Raw genomic sequence first — 15,834 nt, forward strand, 5'->3', positions numbered from 1 at the left:
AACTGGGGCGGGCATGCGGTGCGGCCATGCAAAAGCCGCGCCGCCGCCCGAGGGGGCTCTCTGACTACTTCTTGGCCGCGTCGGCGCCTTCGAACAGGCTCTTCGGCGGGTTCTTCTTCATTTCTTCGGCGAAGGCCACCTGCTCCGCGGTCTGGCATTCGTCGGCGATGCGCAGGCCGGCCTTCTGGTTCATCAGCATCGACTTGTTGCCGAGCTGCAGCCACATGGCGCCGGCGCGCGGGTCTTCGAGGCGGATCGCGCCGGTGCGGCTCTCGACCGGGTGCATGCGGTACTTCAGGCCCTTGGTCGTGACCGTGAAGAAGCCGGGCTTGGCCTCGTCGGCCGTCACGGTCACGTCGGCGCCGAGTTCGCACTGGGCCTTGCCGGTCGACACGCGCTTGGCGACTGCGAGGTCGGATTCGGTCAGCACGACGTTGGTGTCGTCGGCGATGGGCGTGACCTCCTCGACCGCCTTGGCGGCGCTGCGGGCGACCTTCTTCTTGGGCGGCGCCTTCTTGGCGGCGGCCGGCTTGGCGTCGGCCTTGGCTGGCGCGGTCTGCGCCGTGGCCGCGAACGGCAGTGCCAGGGCCAGGGCAGCGATCAGAGCGATTTTCTTCATGGGTTTGTTTCCTTGAGGCTGATTCGGAGTTTCAGGAGGCCGCGAGTGCAAACCAGGCTTGGGCTTCCGGCGGCAGCGCGCGCCCTGTTGCGTGGGCACGCGTCAGCACCTGCCAGAAATGGCGATAGCTCGCGCGGTCGTGCAATGTGCCATCAAATTGTGTCGGTGCCCAATCGGCGAGCGCCGCATTTGTAATGATTTTTGTGGCAATTTGAATCTGCGCCTCGTCGGGCGCGAAGGCCTCGAGGATGGGGCGGATCTGGTTCGGATGGATGCTCCACATGCGCGTGTAGCCGAATTCGGTGGCCGCCCTGCGCGCCGCGGTGCGCATCGCGCCGGCGTCGTTGAACTCGGTGACCACGCAGTGCGAAGGCACCTTGCCATGGGCGTGCGCGGCCGAGGCGATGGCCAGCTTGGCGCGCACCACCAGCGGATGCGTGAACTGGCCGGCCGCGCCCATGCCGTCCGCCGGGATCGCGCCCGCGTGGGCGGAAACGAAGTCCATCAGGCCGAAGCTCAGCGACTGCACGCGCGGATGTGCGGCGATCTCGAAGGCGTTGTGCACGGCCAGCGGGGATTCGATCAGCACATGCAGCGGCAGCGCGGCGGCATCGGCCGCGTCGAGCGCGGCCACCGCCTGCGCCACGTCGGCCACGGATTCGACCTTGGGCACCATCAGGTGGCTCAGGCGCGCACCCGCGCGGCCGGCGATGGTGATCACGTCGCCGGCGAAGGCGGGATGGTCCACGGGATGCACGCGCACGCCGACGCGCATGCCCGGCGCGGCCGCGAGCGCGAGTTCGGTCACGAGCGCCGCATGCTCGGCCTCGCCGCCCACGGGGGCGCCGTCCTCGCAGTCGAGCGTGACGTCGAACACGCAGGCGCCGAATTCCTCGGCCATCTCGGCCTGCAGCGCGAGGCTCTTGCGCATGCGCGCCTCGACGCCGCTGTAGTGGTCGCACACGGGCAGCGTGACGGCGCCGGCCTGCGCGCCGAGCAGGACTTCCGCGGGATGCGCGCTCTTCGTCATGCCTTCCTCTGCGCCACGATGAACATGCGCGGGAAAGCCAGCAGCCGCTTGCCGTCGGCGCGCACCGGGTAGGCCTGGTCGACGCGACGCTCGTACTCGGCGAGATAGCTCGCGCGCAGTTCGGCCGAGAGCGGATCGACGAAGGGCTTGAGGCCCGTGGAACGCACCCACTCGACGATCGCCGCGGCGTCGGCCATCGGGTGCTGGTAGATGGTGTGCCAGACGTCGACCCGGGCGGCATCGGCCGCGAGCAGGTCGTAGTAGCCCGCGAGGGGCAGCAGCAGCGTGCGCAGCCGGTCGGCATCGCCGATCGGTTCGGCCCAGGGGGCTTCGGCCGCCACGGCGCGCATCAGCCGGTGCGTCGGCTCCTCGCGGTTGTCGGGCATCTGGACGGCGAGCACGCCGCCCGGCGCCAGCGCGGCGAACAGGCGCGGGATCAGCGTCTCGTGATCCGGCACCCACTGCAGGGCCGCGTTGGCATAGATGAGGTCGGGCGCTTCGCGCGGCGCCCAGGTCGCGATGTCGCTCAACTCGAAGTGCGCCGCGGGCAGGCGCTCGCGCGCGCTCGTGAGCATGGCTTCGGAGTTGTCGGTCCCGACGACGCGCGCCGCCGGGAAGCGCTGCACCAGCAGCTCGGTGGAATTGCCCGGTCCGCAGCCGAGATCGACCACGTGCCGCGCCTCGGCCAGCGGCACCCGCGCCAGGAGCTCCTGTGCGGGGCGGGTGCGCTCGTCCTCGTAGCGACGGTAGAGCGCGGGATTCCAGTCGAGCATGGCGGCAGCCGGATTACAGCAGGTGCTTGACGCCGTCCTGCTCGCCCTGCAGCTCGGCCAGGGTCTTGTCGATGCGTTCCTGGCTGAAGGCGTCGATCTCGAGCCCTTCGACGATCTTGTACTTGCCGTTCTCGGTGATGACCGGGAAGCCGAAGATCACGTCCTTGGGAATGCCGTACTCGCCGTTCGAGGGCACGCCCATCGTGACCCACTTGCCGTTGCTGCCGAGCGCCCAGTCGCGCATGTGGTCGATGGCGGCGTTGGCGGCCGAAGCGGCCGACGAGAGGCCGCGCGCCTCGATGATGGCCGCGCCGCGCTTGCCCACGGTGGGCAGGAAGGTGTCGGCGTTCCAGACCTGGTCGTTGATCAGGTCCTTGACGTTCTTGCCGCCGACGGTGGCGAAGCGGTAGTCGGCGTACATCGTGGGCGAGTGGTTGCCCCAGACGGTGAGCTTCTCGATGTCGCCCACGGCGGTGCCGGTCTTGGCGGCGATCTGGCTGGCGGCGCGGTTGTGGTCGAGGCGCAGCATGGCGGTGAAGTTCTCGCGCGGCAGGCTCGGCGCGCTCTTCATCGCGATGTAGGCGTTGGTGTTGGCGGGGTTGCCGACCACGAGCACCTTGACGTTGCGGCTCGCGACCTGGTCGAGGGCCTTGCCCTGGGCCGTGAAGATCTGGGCGTTGGCGGCCAGCAGGTCGGCGCGCTCCATGCCGGGGCCGCGCGGACGGGCGCCCACGAGCAGCGCGTAGTCGGCGTCCTTGAAGGCCACCAGCGGGTCGCCGGTGGGGATCACGCCGGCCAGCAGCGGGAAGGCGCAGTCCTCGAGTTCCATGATCACGCCCTTGAGCGCCTTCTGGGCCTTCTCGTCGGGGATTTCGAGCAATTGCAGGATCACCGGCTGGTCCTTGCCGAGCATTTCGCCGGACGCGATACGGAACAACAGGGCGTAACCGATTTGACCGGCGGCACCGGTGACGGCAACGCGGACGGGCTTTTTGCTCATGGGAAGACTCCAGAAGATGATGAAACGGTTCTGCGGGCGCGCGGGGCGCCGGTGGGTCCTGCGGGGCGGCATCCGGGCCGCGGCGCAGGTCGCCCGGCATTTTAAGCCGATTCGACGGGCGCCGTCTTATGTCTTATATAAGATATGCTCCACGGTTGCCGCCACGGCATCCACCGCCGCCATGAACGCCCCCACCGTCCTCGAAGATTCTGCGACGCCCTCCTTCAGCCCGCTCTACCAGCAGATCAAGACGCTGATCCTGCAGAGCCTGCAGGCCGGCGAGTGGAAGCCGGGCGAGCCGATCCCGAGCGAAATGGACCTCGCGGTGCGCTTCCGCGTGAGCCAGGGCACGGTGCGCAAGGCCATCGACGAGCTTGCGGCCGAGAACCTCGTGGTGCGGCGCCAGGGCAAGGGCACCTTCGTCGCCACGCATGCCGAGCAGCATGTGCAGTACCGCTTCCTCAAGCTCGTGCCCGACGTCGGCAGCCCGGGCGCCGAAGGCCCCGCGGAGCGCACGATCGTCGACTGCCGCCGCCAGCGCGCCTCGGCCGACGTGGCGCGCGCACTCGGCCTGCGCACCGGCGACGCCGTGCTGCAGGTGCGTCGCGTGCTGGCCTACGGCGGCGTGCCCACCATCCTCGAGGACCTCTGGCTGCCCGGCGCGCCGTTCAAGGGCCTCACGGCCGAACGGCTGCGCGCGTGGCCGGGTCCGATGTACGCGATGTTCGAGACCGAGTTCGGCGTGCGCATGGTGCGCGCCGAGGAGAAGATCCGCGCCGTGCTGCCCGATGCGGAGCAGGCCGCGCTGCTCGACGTCACGCGGCAGACGCCGCTGCTGAGCGTGGAACGCCTGGCCCACACGTACCACGACACGCCGATGGAACTGCGCCGGGGCCTCTACCGCACCGACACGCACCACTACCGCAACGAGCTCGGCTGAACGCACCCAGAGATGGCCGCACGACCGCACCGCATTGCCGCGCCCGCGCGCCGCGCCCACCGAGCCCCGGACTCGATAGCATCCGACTGCGGCACTGCGCCGCCCCGGGCGCCGCCGCCAGACAATGGTGCATTGCAATAGAATTTTGCGTTGTTTGCCATTTGCCTCGTCTGCGCAGGAGGCAAAAGAAACTCCAAAAGCGTTCGCTCTCAGAACAAGCCCCGAAGCCACGAAAGCCATCCCCCAATGACAGAGCTTGCAACTCCCCCCCGGACACCGCGCCGCGAATTCCGCAACATCAATGCCTTCACCGATCTCACGACCTACCGGCTGCCGCCGGCGGGCTTCGTGTCGATCCTGCACCGCGTGAGCGGCATCCTGATGTTCCTGCTGCTGCCGTTCATCATCTGGATGTTCGACACCTCGCTGTCATCCGACTATTCGTTCGCCAGGTTCAAGGCCGCCTTCAACAGCGGCCTTGGTTTCGTTCCGGGCTGGTTCTTCAAGCTCGTCGCGCTCGCGCTCATCTGGGCCTACCTGCACCACTTCATCGCCGGCCTGCGCCATCTCTGGATGGACGTGAGCCACGCCGCCGTCACCAAGGAGTTCGGCCACAGCTCGGCCCTGGTCACGCTGGTCCTGAGCATCCTGCTCACCGTGGTGCTCGGCGCCAAGCTGTTCGGCCTGTACTGAGAAGGAGCCAAGAACCATGTCTGTGAACTACGGCTCCAAGCGCATCGTCGTCGGCGCACATTACGGTCTGCGCGACTGGCTCAGCCAGCGCATCACGGGCGGCCTGATGGCCCTCTTCACGATCGTGCTGCTCGCGCAGCTCATCTTCACGCGCGGCCCCATCGGCTACGACCTCTGGGCCGGCATCTTCGCCGCGCAGTGGATGAAGGTGCTGACCTTCTCGGTGATCGCCGCCCTGCTCTACCACGTGTGGGTGGGCATGCGCGACGTCTGGATGGACTACGTCCAGCCGGTCGGCATCCGCCTCGCCCTGCAAATTTTCACCATCGTCTGGCTTGTCGGTTGTGCGGGTTGGGCCATTCAAGTGCTTTGGAAAATCTGACGACGCCATCCCCACCATGACCTACACAAAAGAAAAAATCACCAAGCGCAAGTTCGACGTCGTGATCGTCGGTGCCGGCGGTTCCGGCATGCGCGCCTCGCTGCAGCTCGCACGCGCCGGCCTCAACGTGGCCGTGCTCTCCAAGGTGTTCCCGACCCGCTCGCACACGGTCGCCGCGCAAGGCGGCGTGGGCGCCTCGCTCGGCAACATGAGCGAGGACAACTGGCACTACCACTTCTACGACACGATCAAGGGCTCCGACTGGCTCGGCGACCAGGACGCGATCGAGTTCATGTGCCGCGAGGCGCCGAAGGTGGTGTACGAGCTCGAGCACTTCGGCATGCCCTTCGACCGCAACCCCGACGGCACGATCTACCAGCGTCCGTTCGGCGGCCACACGGCCAACTACGGCGAGAAGCCGGTGCAGCGCGCCTGCGCCGCGGCCGACCGCACCGGCCACGCGATGCTGCACACGCTCTACCAGAAGAACGTCGAGGCACGCACCCAGTTCTTCGTCGAGTGGATGGCGCTCGACCTGATCCGCGATGCCGAAGGCGACGTGGTCGGCGTGACCGCGCTCGAGATGGAAACCGGCGACCTGCACATCCTGCAGGCCAAGACCGTGCTGCTGGCCACCGGCGGCGCCGGCCGCATCTTCCAGGCCTCGACCAACGCCTTCATCAACACCGGCGACGGCCTCGGCATGGCCGCGCGCTCGGGCATCCCGCTGCAGGACATGGAGTTCTGGCAGTTCCACCCGACCGGCGTGGCCGGCGCCGGCGTGCTGCTGACCGAAGGCTGCCGCGGCGAAGGCGCGATCCTGCTCAACAGCAACGGCGAACGCTTCATGGAGCGCTACGCGCCCACGCTGAAGGACCTCGCGCCGCGCGACTTCGTCTCGCGCTCGATGGACCAGGAAATCAAGGAAGGCCGCGGCTGCGGTCCCAACAAGGACTACGTGCTGCTCAAGCTCGACCACCTCGGTGCCGAGACCATCCACAAGCGCCTGCCTTCGGTGTACGAGATCGGCGTCAACTTCGCGAACGTCGACATCACGAAGGAACCGATCCCCGTGGTGCCCACCATCCACTACCAGATGGGCGGCATTCCGACCAACATCAACGGCCAGGTGGTGGTGCAGACCGGCGAGGTGCACAACCAGGTCGTGAACGGCCTCTACGCCGTGGGCGAATGCTCCTGCGTGAGCGTGCACGGCGCCAACCGCCTCGGCACGAACTCGCTGCTCGACCTGCTGGTGTTCGGCCGCGCGGCCGGCAACCACATCGTGCAGTTCAACGACAAGCAGAAGGAACACAAGCCGCTGCCGGCCGATGCCGCCGACCGCACGCTGGAGCGCCTGAACCAGCTCGAAGCGTCGACCGCCGGCGAGTACGCGCAGGACGTGGCCGGCGAGATCCGCGCCGTCATGCAGCAGCACGCCGCGGTGTTCCGCAAGCAGGCCTCGATGGACGAGGGCGTGGTCAAGATCGCCGCCGTGCGCGAGCGCGTCAAGGCGATCGGCCTGAAGGACAAGTCGAAGGTGTTCAACACCGCGCGCATCGAGGCGCTCGAGGTCGACAACCTGATCGAGGTGGCGCAGGCCACGATGGTGTCGGCCGCCGCGCGCAAGGAATGCCGCGGCGCGCACACGGTCGAGGACTACGAGCGTCCGGCGGACGACCCGGTCGCACCGCTCGGCCGCGACGACGCCAACTGGATGAAGCACACCCTCTGGTACAGCGAGGGCAACCGCCTCTCCTACAAGCCCGTCAACCTCAAGCCGCTGACGGTCGATTCCGTCCCGCCCAAGGTCCGTACGTTCTAAACAAGAACAGCATCACAAGGTTTCACGATGAAGCGCACATTCCAGATCTACCGCTACGACCCGGACAAGGACGCCAAGCCCTACATGCAGACCGTCGAGATCGAACTCGACGGCCACGAGCGCATGCTGCTCGACGCCCTGATGAAGCTCAAGGCGCAGGATCCCACGCTGTCGTTCCGCCGCTCGTGCCGCGAAGGCGTCTGCGGCTCGGACGCGATGAACATCAACGGCAAGAACGGTCTGGCCTGCCTGACCAACATGAACACGCTCAAGGGCACCGTGGTGCTCAAGCCGCTGCCGGGCCTGCCCGTGATCCGCGACCTGATCGTGGACATGACGCAGTTCTTCAAGCAGTACAACTCGATCAAGCCGTACCTGCAGAACGACACCGTGCCGCCCGAGAAGGAGCGCCTGCAGTCGCCCGAGGAGCGCGAGGAGCTCAACGGCCTGTACGAATGCATCCTGTGCGCGAGCTGCTCCACGAGCTGCCCGAGCTTCTGGTGGAACCCCGACAAGTTCGTGGGCCCGGCCGGCCTGCTGCAGGCCTACCGCTTCATCGCCGACAGCCGCGACCAGGCCACCGGCGAACGGCTCGACAACCTCGAGGACCCGTACCGCCTGTTCCGCTGCCACACGATCATGAACTGCGTGGACGTGTGCCCGAAGAGCCTGAACCCGACCAAGGCGATCGGCAAGATCAAGGAACTGATGGTGCGCCGCGCCATCTGATCGATTCGACAGAAGCCATGCAAACCGCCGCCGACCCCGCACAGCCGATCAGCGAACGCGCGCTGAGCAAGCTGCAATGGCGCTGCCGGCGCGGACTGCTCGAGAACGACCTGTTCATCGCCCGCTTCTTCGAGCGGCACGCGTCCCGCATGACCGTCGGCCAGGCGGCGGCGATGGAGACCCTGATGGACCTGTCGGACAACGATCTCCTCGATCTTCTCCTGCGAAGAAAGGAGCCCGAGCCCGCATGGGCCGGGGCCGAGGTGATCGCGCTGCTGCAGCTGATGCGCACCGACGGCGCACAGCGTCCCGCGGCCTCCGTTTCTTCCTCGTCCTCCTGAATACCTCTCTGAAAGAAACCCGAAATGAAAGCTTCCGATACCAAGGCCACGCTGTCGTTCAGCAACGGCGGCGACAACGTCGAACTGCCGATCTACAAGGGCACCATCGGTCCCGACGTGATCGACATCCGCAAGCTGTACGCGCAGACCGGCATGTTCACGTACGACCCGGGTTTCATGTCGACCGCCGCCTGCCAGTCGGCCATCACGTACATCGACGGCGACAAGGGCGAGCTGCTGTACCGCGGCTACCCGATCGAGCAGCTCGCGACCAACTGCGACTTCCTCGAGACCTGCCACCTGCTGCTGTACGGCGAGCTGCCGGACGCCACCAAGAAGGCCAACTTCACGAAGCTCGTGACCAACCACACGATGGTCAACGAGCAGATGCAGTTCTTCCTGCGCGGCTTCCGGCGCGATGCGCACCCGATGGCCATCATGACCGGTCTCGTGGGCGCGCTGTCGGCCTTCTATCACGACAGCACGGACATCAACAATCCCGAGCACCGCGAGATCGCCGCGATCCGCCTGATCGCGAAGATGCCCACGCTCGTGGCCATGGCCTACAAGTACACGATCGGCCAGCCGTACATGTACCCGAAGAACGAACTGAGCTATGCGGGCAACTTCCTGCACATGATGTTCGCGACGCCCTGCGAGGAGTACAAGGTGAACCCGGTGCTCGAGCGCGCGCTCGACCGCATCTTCATCCTGCATGCCGACCATGAGCAGAACGCCTCGACCTCGACCGTGCGCCTGTGCGGTTCGTCGGGCACCAACCCCTTCGCGGCCATCGCGGCCGGCGTGGCCTGCCTCTGGGGCCCGGCCCACGGCGGAGCCAACGAAGCGGCGCTCAACATGCTCTACGACATCCAGCGCGAAGGCGGCGTGGAGAAGATCGGCGAGTTCATCAAGAAGGTCAAGGACAAGAACTCGAACGTCAAGCTCATGGGCTTCGGCCACCGCGTGTACAAGAACTACGACCCGCGCGCCAAGCTGATGCAGGAAACCTGCAACGAAGTGCTGACCGAGCTGGGCCTCGAGAAGGACCCGCTCTTCGCACTGGCCAAGCAGCTCGAGAAGATCGCGCTCGAGGACGAGTACTTCGTCTCGCGCAAGCTCTACCCGAACGTCGACTTCTACTCGGGCATCGTGCAGCGCGCGATCGGCATCCCGGTGCCGCTGTTCACCGCGATCTTCGCGCTCGCCCGCACGGTCGGCTGGATCGCCCAGCTCAACGAGATGATCGGCGACCCCGAGTACAAGATCGGCCGCCCGCGCCAGCTGTTCGAAGGCTCGCCCAAGCGCGACGTGAAGCCGATCTCGGCCCGCTGAGCGCGACCGGCGCCCTCTCGCGAAGAAGCTGCCTCCGGGCAGCTTTTTTGCGTCTTGGCTGACAAGAACGGCGCGCCGCGGCGGTAGGTTTGGACCCGAGGTTCGATTCCGACCTTGTTGTTTTCCAACCGCCAACAGGAGACCCGTCATGAAGCAAATCACCGCACTGATCGCCGTCGCTTTCGCACTCGCCATTCCGCTGAGCGGCTGCAACACCTTCCGGGGCGCCGGCCAGGACATCCAGAAGGGCGGCGAGAAGGTCGAGGACGCGGCCAAGAAGCGCCAGTAAGCGTCAGCCTCTCTGCGCGGCCCCGCCGGCCGTCCGCATTCCGCGGCCGGCCGGCGGGGCCGCGTCGCATCCGGGAGGACTGGAACTCGTCGCCTTCAGGCAACGAGGCCATCGCACATCACGATGGCACCCTGATGAAAACAGGGGGAAAATGGCCAACTCATCGCAGATCGCGATGTCGCCACCCCCCATGAGCACCTCGGAACGCAATTTCGCCCGCCGCATCGACCTCACGTCGCTGCAGCTGTTCGTGGCCGTGTGCGAACTCGGCAGCATCGGCCGCGCGGCGGAACGCGAGTTCATCGCGGCCTCGGCCATCAGCAAGCGCCTGTCGGACCTCGAGGCCACGCTCGGCACCCCGCTGCTCTACCGCCATGCGCGCGGCGTCGACCTCACGCCCGCGGGCGAAAGCCTGCTGCACCACGCCCGCTCGGTGCTCTACAGCCTCGAGAAGATGCAGGGCGAACTCAGCGAATACGCCGACGGCGTGCGCGGCCATGTGCGGGTGCATGCCAACATTTCGGCGATCGTGCAGTTCCTGCCCGAGGACCTCGGCGTCTTCACGCGCGCCCACGAGGCCATCAAGATCGACCTCGAGGAGCACCTGAGCAGCGAGGTGATCCGCGCGGTGCAGGAAGGCGCGGCCGACCTCGGCGTGTGCCACGTGGCCGGCGGCGCGGGCGAGCTGCAGAGCCTGCCCTACCGCCACGACCGGCTCGCGCTCATCGTGCCGGCGGGCCATGCGCTCGCCGCGCGCGGCCGCATCGACTTCGCCGAGTCGCTCGATTTCGACCACGTGGGCCTGCACACCAACAGCTCGATCTACGTCGCGATGCACGAGGCCGCGCTCGGCGCCGGCCGCAGCATCAAGCTGCGCATCCACGTCACCGGCCTCGATGCGATGTGCCGCATGATCGAGAACGGCCTGGGCATCGGCGTGATGCCGCAGCGCGCCTTCGAGCTCATGCAGGACGGCATCGGCCGCCGCCTCGCGAGCGTGGCGCTGGCCGACGCCTGGGCGGCGCGCGAGATCCGGCTCGTGGCGCGCGACTTTTCGACCCTGCCGGTGGCGGCACGCTCGCTGGTGAACCACCTGCATGCGGCTTCCGGCGCCGCCGGCGAGCCGCTCGCCGCGTAGACAACAAGACAGACAGCAGACAATCCTTTTCCCCACGAAAGACAGAAGAGACCGACATGGCACGCACGCTCTACGACAAGATCTGGGACGAACACGTCGTCCACACCGAGGAAGACGGCACCGCGATCCTCTACATCGACCGCCACCTGGTGCACGAAGTCACCAGCCCGCAGGCCTTCGAGGGGCTGCGCGTGGCGGGACGCAAGCTGTGGCGCATCAGCTCGGTGGTGGCCACGGCCGACCACAACACGCCCACCACCGGCTGGGAGCGCGGCTACGAAGGCATTGCCGATCCGACCAGCAAGGAGCAGGTCACCACGCTCGACAAGAACATCGCCGAGTTCGGCGCGGCGGCCTTCTTCCCGTTCCTCAGCAAGCGCCAGGGCATCGTGCACGTGATCGGGCCGGAGTCGGGCGCCACGCTCCCGGGCATGACCGTGGTCTGCGGCGACTCGCACACCTCCACGCACGGCGCCTTCGGCGCGCTCGCGCACGGCATCGGCACCAGCGAGGTCGAGCATGTAATGGCCACGCAGACGCTGCTCGGCAAGAAGGCGAAGAACATGCTCGTGAAGGTCGAGGGCAAGCTGCCGCTCGGCTGCACGGCCAAGGACATCGTGCTCGCGATCATCGGCAAGATCGGCACCGCCGGCGGCACCGGCTACACGATCGAGTTCGCGGGCTCCGCGATCCGCGACCTGAGCATGGAAGGCCGCATGACGGTCTGCAACATGGCGATCGAGGCCGGCGCGCGCGCGGGCCTGGTCGCGGTGGACGACAAGACCCTCCACTACATCAAGGGCCGCCCGCTCGCGCCCACCGGCGTCGAATGGGAGCAGGCCGTGAGCTACTGGCGCACGCTGCAGTCCGACCCCGGCGCGCACTTCGATGCGGTGGTCGAGCTCGACGCCGCGCAGATTCGTCCCCAGGTGACCTGGGGCACCTCGCCCGAGATGGTGGTGTCGATCGACGGCCGCGTGCCCGATCCCGAGAAGGAAAAGGACGCGAACAAGCGCGGCGCCATCGAGCGCGCGCTGGTGTACATGGGCCTGGAACCCAACAAGGCGATGAACGACATCTTCATCGACAAGGTGTTCATCGGCTCCTGCACCAACAGCCGCATCGAGGACATGCGCGAGGCCGCGGCCGTGGTGAAGAAGCTCGGCCAGAAGGTCGCGAAGAACGTCAAGCTCGCGATGGTGGTGCCCGGCTCGGGCGTGGTGAAGGAGCAGGCCGAGCGCGAAGGGCTCGATGCGATCTTCAAGGCCGCGGGCTTCGAATGGCGCGAACCCGGCTGCTCGATGTGCCTCGCGATGAACGCCGACCGCCTCGAGCCCGGCGAGCGCTGCGCCTCGACCAGCAACCGCAACTTCGAAGGCCGCCAGGGCGCGGGCGGCCGCACCCACCTCGTGAGCCCGGCCATGGCCGCCGCCGCCGCGGTGCACGGCCATTTCGTCGACGTGCGCACCTTCGCCTGACCAGGAGACAAGACATGCAGAAATTCACCGTGCACCAGGGCCTCGTGGCCCCGATGGACCGCGAGAACGTCGACACCGACGCGATCATTCCGAAGCAGTTCCTCAAGTCGATCAAGCGCACCGGCTTCGGCGTGAACCTGTTCGACGAATGGCGCTACCTCGACGCCGGCTTCCCGGGCCAGGACCCGGCGAGCCGCAAGCCGAACCCCGACTTCGTGCTGAACCAGCCGCGCTACGCCGGTGCCTCGATCCTGCTCGCGCGCAGGAACTTCGGCTGCGGCTCCTCGCGCGAGCATGCGCCGTGGGCACTCGACCAGTACGGCTTCCGCGCCATCATCGCGCCGAGCTATGCCGACATCTTCTTCAACAACAGCTTCAAGAACGGCCTGCTGCCGATCGTGCTGCCGGAGGCGCAGGTCGCCCAGCTGTTCGACGAGACCTTCGCCTTCCCGGGCTACACGCTGACCATCGACCTCGAGCGGCAGGTGGTCGTGAAGCCCGACGGCGGCGAGTTCGCCTTCGACGTGCAGGCCTTCCGCAAGTACTGCCTCATCAACGGCCTCGACGACATCGGCCTCACGCTGCGGCACCAGGACAAGATCAAGGCCTTCGAAGCCGAGCGCCTGGCCCAGAAGCCCTGGCTGGCGCATACGATGATTTCCTGAAGGCAGAACAGCCGAACGCAGAGATCGCGAAGGTTTCGCAGAAGTCGCAGAAGTAAATCCAGAAAATTCATCGCTGGATCCCTTCCGCGACCTTCGCGTAGTTTTTGTCTTCCTTCTGCGTTCGGATGTCCGAATTCCCGCTCTCAACTCCCCAGACCACTCATGAAAATCGCAGTTCTCCCCGGTGACGGCATCGGCACCGAAATCGTCGCCGAGGCCATTCGCGTGCTCGACGCCCTCGACCTCCAGTTCGAGATGGAAACCGCGCTCGTCGGCGGCGCCGCCTACGAGGCGCATGGCCATCCGCTGCCCGATGCGACGCTCAAGCTCGCGAAGGAAGCCGACGCGGTGCTGTTCGGCGCCGTGGGCGACTGGAAGTACGACAAGCTCGACCGCCCGCTGCGGCCCGAACAGGCGATCCTGGGGCTGCGCAAGAACCTCGGCCTGTTCGCGAACTTCCGTCCGGCCATCTGCTACGAGCAGCTGGTCGGCGCCTCGAGCCTCAAGCCCGAACTCATCGCGGGCCTGGACATCCTCATCATCCGCGAGCTGACCGGCGACATCTACTTCGGCCAGCCACGCGGCCGCCGCATCGCCGCCGACGGCCACTTCCCGGGCGCCGAGGAAGCCTTCGACACGATGCGCTATTCGCGCCCCGAGGTCGAGCGCATCGCGCGCGTCGCCTTCGAGGCCGCGCGCAAGCGCAACAAGCGCGTGACCAGCGTCGACAAGGCCAACGTGCTCGAGACCTTCCAGTTCTGGAAGGACGTGGTGACCGAGGTGCACAAGGACTACCCCGACGTCGAGCTCGACCACATGTACGTGGACAACGCCGCGATGCAGCTCGTGAAGGCGCCCAAGAAGTTCGACGTGATCGTGACCGGCAACATGTTCGGCGACATCCTTTCGGACGAAGCCGCGATGCTCACCGGCTCGATCGGCATGCTGCCCTCGGCTTCGCTCAATTCGAGCAACCAGGGCCTCTACGAGCCCAGCCACGGCAGCGCGCCCGACATTGCCGGCAAAGGGGTTGCCAATCCATTGGCTACAATACTGTCCGCTGCCATGATGCTCCGCTTTTCACTGAACCAAGCCGAAGCGGCCGACCGGATCGAGTCGGCCGTCAAGCACGTGCTCGCCGCCGGGCTGCGCACCGGCGACATCTGGTCGGAAGGCACGAAGCGCGTCGGCACCCGCGAAATGGGCGACGCGGTCGTTGCAGCAATCACCAAAAAGACGATTACCGGCTAACCGCAGCCCGCTTCGTCACGCCCACCCCGGCTCCTGACGAGCCGGGCGCAAAAGAGAAATCGGCAACTTTTTTCTTCAAAGGGCAAACTGAAATGGCGAACGCATCTCAACCTCTGGTCGGCCTCGTGGGCTGGCGCGGCATGGTCGGCTCGGTCCTGATGGACCGCATGCAGACCGAAGGCGACTTCGGACTCATCGAGCCGGTCTTCTTCTCGACCTCCAACGCCGGCGGCAAGGCCCCGGCCATGGCCAAGAACGAAACCGCGCTGAAGGATGCGAACGACATCGAGGCGCTGAAGAAGTGCGACATCGTCATCACCTGCCAGGGTGGCGACTACACCACCGAAGTCTTCCCCAAGCTGCGCGCAGCGGGCTGGAGCGGCCACTGGATCGACGCGGCATCGACGCTGCGCATGAACGACGACGCGGTGATCGTGCTCGACCCGGTCAACCTGCCCGTGATCCAGAACGCGCTCGCCAGGGGCGGCAAGAACTGGATCGGCGGCAACTGCACCGTGAGCTGCATGCTCATGGGCGTGGGCGCCCTCTACAAGGCCGGCCTGGTCGAGTGGATGACCAGCATGACCTACCAGGCCGCCTCGGGCGGCGGCGCGCAGCACATGCGCGAACTGCTGACGCAGTTCGGCACGCTCAACGCCGAGGTGCGCGCGCTGCTCGACGATCCGAAGTCGGCCATCCTCGAGATCGACCGCAAGGTGCTGCACCGCCAGCAGAACCTCAGCGCGGCCGAGACCGCCAACTTCGGCGCGCCGCTGGGCGGCTCGCTGATCCCCTGGATCGACAAGGACCTGGGCGACGGCGTCTCGAAGGAAGAATGGAAGGCCGGCGCCGAAACCAACAAGATCCTCGGCCAGGGCGCGGCCTTCGGCACCGCGGCCACGCCGGTCGACGGCTTCTGCGTGCGGGTCGGCGCGATGCGCTGCCACAGCCAGGCGCTGACCTTCAAGCTCAAGAAGGACGTGCCGCTCGCGGACATCGAAGCCATGATCGCCTCCGACAACGCATGGGCGAAGGTGGTGCCGAACACCCGCGAAGCCACCGTCCGGGACCTGACGCCAGTGGCCGTGACGGGCACGATGGACATTCCCGTGGGCCGCATCCGCAAGCTGGCGATGGGACCGGAATACGTCGGCGCCTTCACGATCGGCGACCAGCTGCTCTGGGGCGCGGCCGAACCGCTGCGCCGCATGCTGCGCATCCTGCTCGACGCCTGATGGGGCTGCGCCGGCTCCCCGGAAAGCGAAACTGTTGCCGCGCAACAACATCGAACGCGTGCGTAAGTATGCGCGCACTGGGTAGATCAGGCGCAGCGCCTTGTCAGCCCG

General features: G+C 66.9%; 17 protein-coding genes. 13 read left to right on the forward strand and 4 right to left on the reverse strand.

Going from position 1 to position 15,834, the window contains the following annotated elements; translation table 11 throughout:
* Nucleotides 1-64 precede the first annotated feature (64 nt).
* From M2165_RS03615 to M2165_RS03630, 4 genes are read right to left on the reverse strand one after another with little or no spacing between them, the layout of a single operon-like run.
* Complete coding sequence (locus tag M2165_RS03615) at nucleotides 65-619, reverse strand: hypothetical protein (protein ID WP_280813317.1); 555 nt, start codon at nucleotides 617-619, stop codon at nucleotides 65-67.
* Nucleotides 620-650: 31 nt separating this feature from the next.
* Entirely contained in the window at nucleotides 651-1,649 is a 999-nt protein-coding gene (locus M2165_RS03620; protein WP_280813318.1) for an aldolase/citrate lyase family protein, read from the reverse strand.
* Nucleotides 1,646-2,422 (reverse strand): trans-aconitate 2-methyltransferase, encoded by a 777-nt coding sequence (gene tam / locus M2165_RS03625; protein WP_280813319.1) that lies wholly within the window; start codon nucleotides 2,420-2,422, stop codon nucleotides 1,646-1,648. The genes M2165_RS03620 and tam overlap by 4 nt, the downstream gene beginning before the upstream one ends.
* A gap of 13 nt (nucleotides 2,423-2,435) precedes the next feature.
* Nucleotides 2,436-3,422, reverse strand: a complete 987-nt coding sequence (locus M2165_RS03630; RefSeq protein ID WP_280813320.1) for a malate dehydrogenase — start codon at nucleotides 3,420-3,422, stop codon at nucleotides 2,436-2,438.
* A 181-nt stretch (nucleotides 3,423-3,603) separates the two neighbouring features.
* Here M2165_RS03630 and M2165_RS03635 point away from each other — a divergent pair, with 181 nt between their 5' ends.
* From M2165_RS03635 to asd, 13 genes are all read left to right on the forward strand, one after another.
* The gene (locus M2165_RS03635) at nucleotides 3,604-4,362 is read left to right on the forward strand and encodes a GntR family transcriptional regulator (RefSeq protein ID WP_280813321.1); all 759 of its coding nucleotides are present in this window, start codon (nucleotides 3,604-3,606) and stop codon (nucleotides 4,360-4,362) included.
* A gap of 246 nt (nucleotides 4,363-4,608) precedes the next feature.
* The gene (gene sdhC / locus M2165_RS03640; protein WP_280813322.1) at nucleotides 4,609-5,055 is read left to right on the forward strand and encodes a succinate dehydrogenase, cytochrome b556 subunit; all 447 of its coding nucleotides are present in this window, start codon (nucleotides 4,609-4,611) and stop codon (nucleotides 5,053-5,055) included.
* 16 nt (nucleotides 5,056-5,071) lie between these two features.
* Nucleotides 5,072-5,437, forward strand: coding sequence for a succinate dehydrogenase, hydrophobic membrane anchor protein (gene sdhD, locus M2165_RS03645; protein ID WP_280813323.1), 366 nt, complete (start codon nucleotides 5,072-5,074; stop codon nucleotides 5,435-5,437).
* A 16-nt stretch (nucleotides 5,438-5,453) separates the two neighbouring features.
* The gene (gene sdhA / locus M2165_RS03650) at nucleotides 5,454-7,262 is read left to right on the forward strand and encodes a succinate dehydrogenase flavoprotein subunit (protein WP_280813324.1); all 1,809 of its coding nucleotides are present in this window, start codon (nucleotides 5,454-5,456) and stop codon (nucleotides 7,260-7,262) included.
* Between the two features lie 27 nt (nucleotides 7,263-7,289).
* Nucleotides 7,290-7,991 carry a succinate dehydrogenase iron-sulfur subunit gene (locus tag M2165_RS03655; RefSeq protein ID WP_280813325.1) on the forward strand — a complete coding sequence of 234 codons (702 nt, stop codon included), beginning with the start codon at nucleotides 7,290-7,292 and terminating at the stop codon, nucleotides 7,989-7,991.
* A 17-nt stretch (nucleotides 7,992-8,008) separates the two neighbouring features.
* Nucleotides 8,009-8,332, forward strand: a complete 324-nt coding sequence (locus M2165_RS03660; protein WP_280813326.1) for a succinate dehydrogenase assembly factor 2 — start codon at nucleotides 8,009-8,011, stop codon at nucleotides 8,330-8,332.
* Nucleotides 8,333-8,356: 24 nt separating this feature from the next.
* A complete protein-coding gene (locus tag M2165_RS03665; protein ID WP_280813327.1) occupies nucleotides 8,357-9,667 on the forward strand; it encodes a citrate synthase in 1,311 nt (436 codons plus the stop codon).
* Nucleotides 9,668-9,815: 148 nt separating this feature from the next.
* A complete protein-coding gene (locus M2165_RS03670; protein WP_280813328.1) occupies nucleotides 9,816-9,956 on the forward strand; it encodes an entericidin A/B family lipoprotein in 141 nt (46 codons plus the stop codon).
* A gap of 190 nt (nucleotides 9,957-10,146) precedes the next feature.
* Nucleotides 10,147-11,094, forward strand: coding sequence for a LysR substrate-binding domain-containing protein (locus M2165_RS03675; protein WP_280817461.1), 948 nt, complete (start codon nucleotides 10,147-10,149; stop codon nucleotides 11,092-11,094).
* Nucleotides 11,095-11,150: 56 nt separating this feature from the next.
* Nucleotides 11,151-12,572: a 3-isopropylmalate dehydratase large subunit gene (gene leuC, locus M2165_RS03680; protein WP_280813329.1), complete on the forward strand. Its 1,422-nt coding sequence runs from the start codon at nucleotides 11,151-11,153 to the stop codon at nucleotides 12,570-12,572.
* A gap of 14 nt (nucleotides 12,573-12,586) precedes the next feature.
* Entirely contained in the window at nucleotides 12,587-13,237 is a 651-nt protein-coding gene (gene leuD / locus M2165_RS03685) for a 3-isopropylmalate dehydratase small subunit (RefSeq protein ID WP_280813330.1), read from the forward strand.
* Between the two features lie 162 nt (nucleotides 13,238-13,399).
* Entirely contained in the window at nucleotides 13,400-14,488 is a 1,089-nt protein-coding gene (leuB, locus tag M2165_RS03690) for a 3-isopropylmalate dehydrogenase (protein WP_280813331.1), read from the forward strand.
* A gap of 92 nt (nucleotides 14,489-14,580) precedes the next feature.
* Entirely contained in the window at nucleotides 14,581-15,723 is a 1,143-nt protein-coding gene (asd, locus tag M2165_RS03695) for an aspartate-semialdehyde dehydrogenase (protein WP_280813332.1), read from the forward strand.
* Nucleotides 15,724-15,834: the final 111 nt, after the last annotated feature.

The organism is Variovorax sp. TBS-050B (assembly GCF_029893635.1).
In the GTDB taxonomy this organism is placed as follows: Bacteria; Pseudomonadota; Gammaproteobacteria; order Burkholderiales; family Burkholderiaceae_C; genus Variovorax.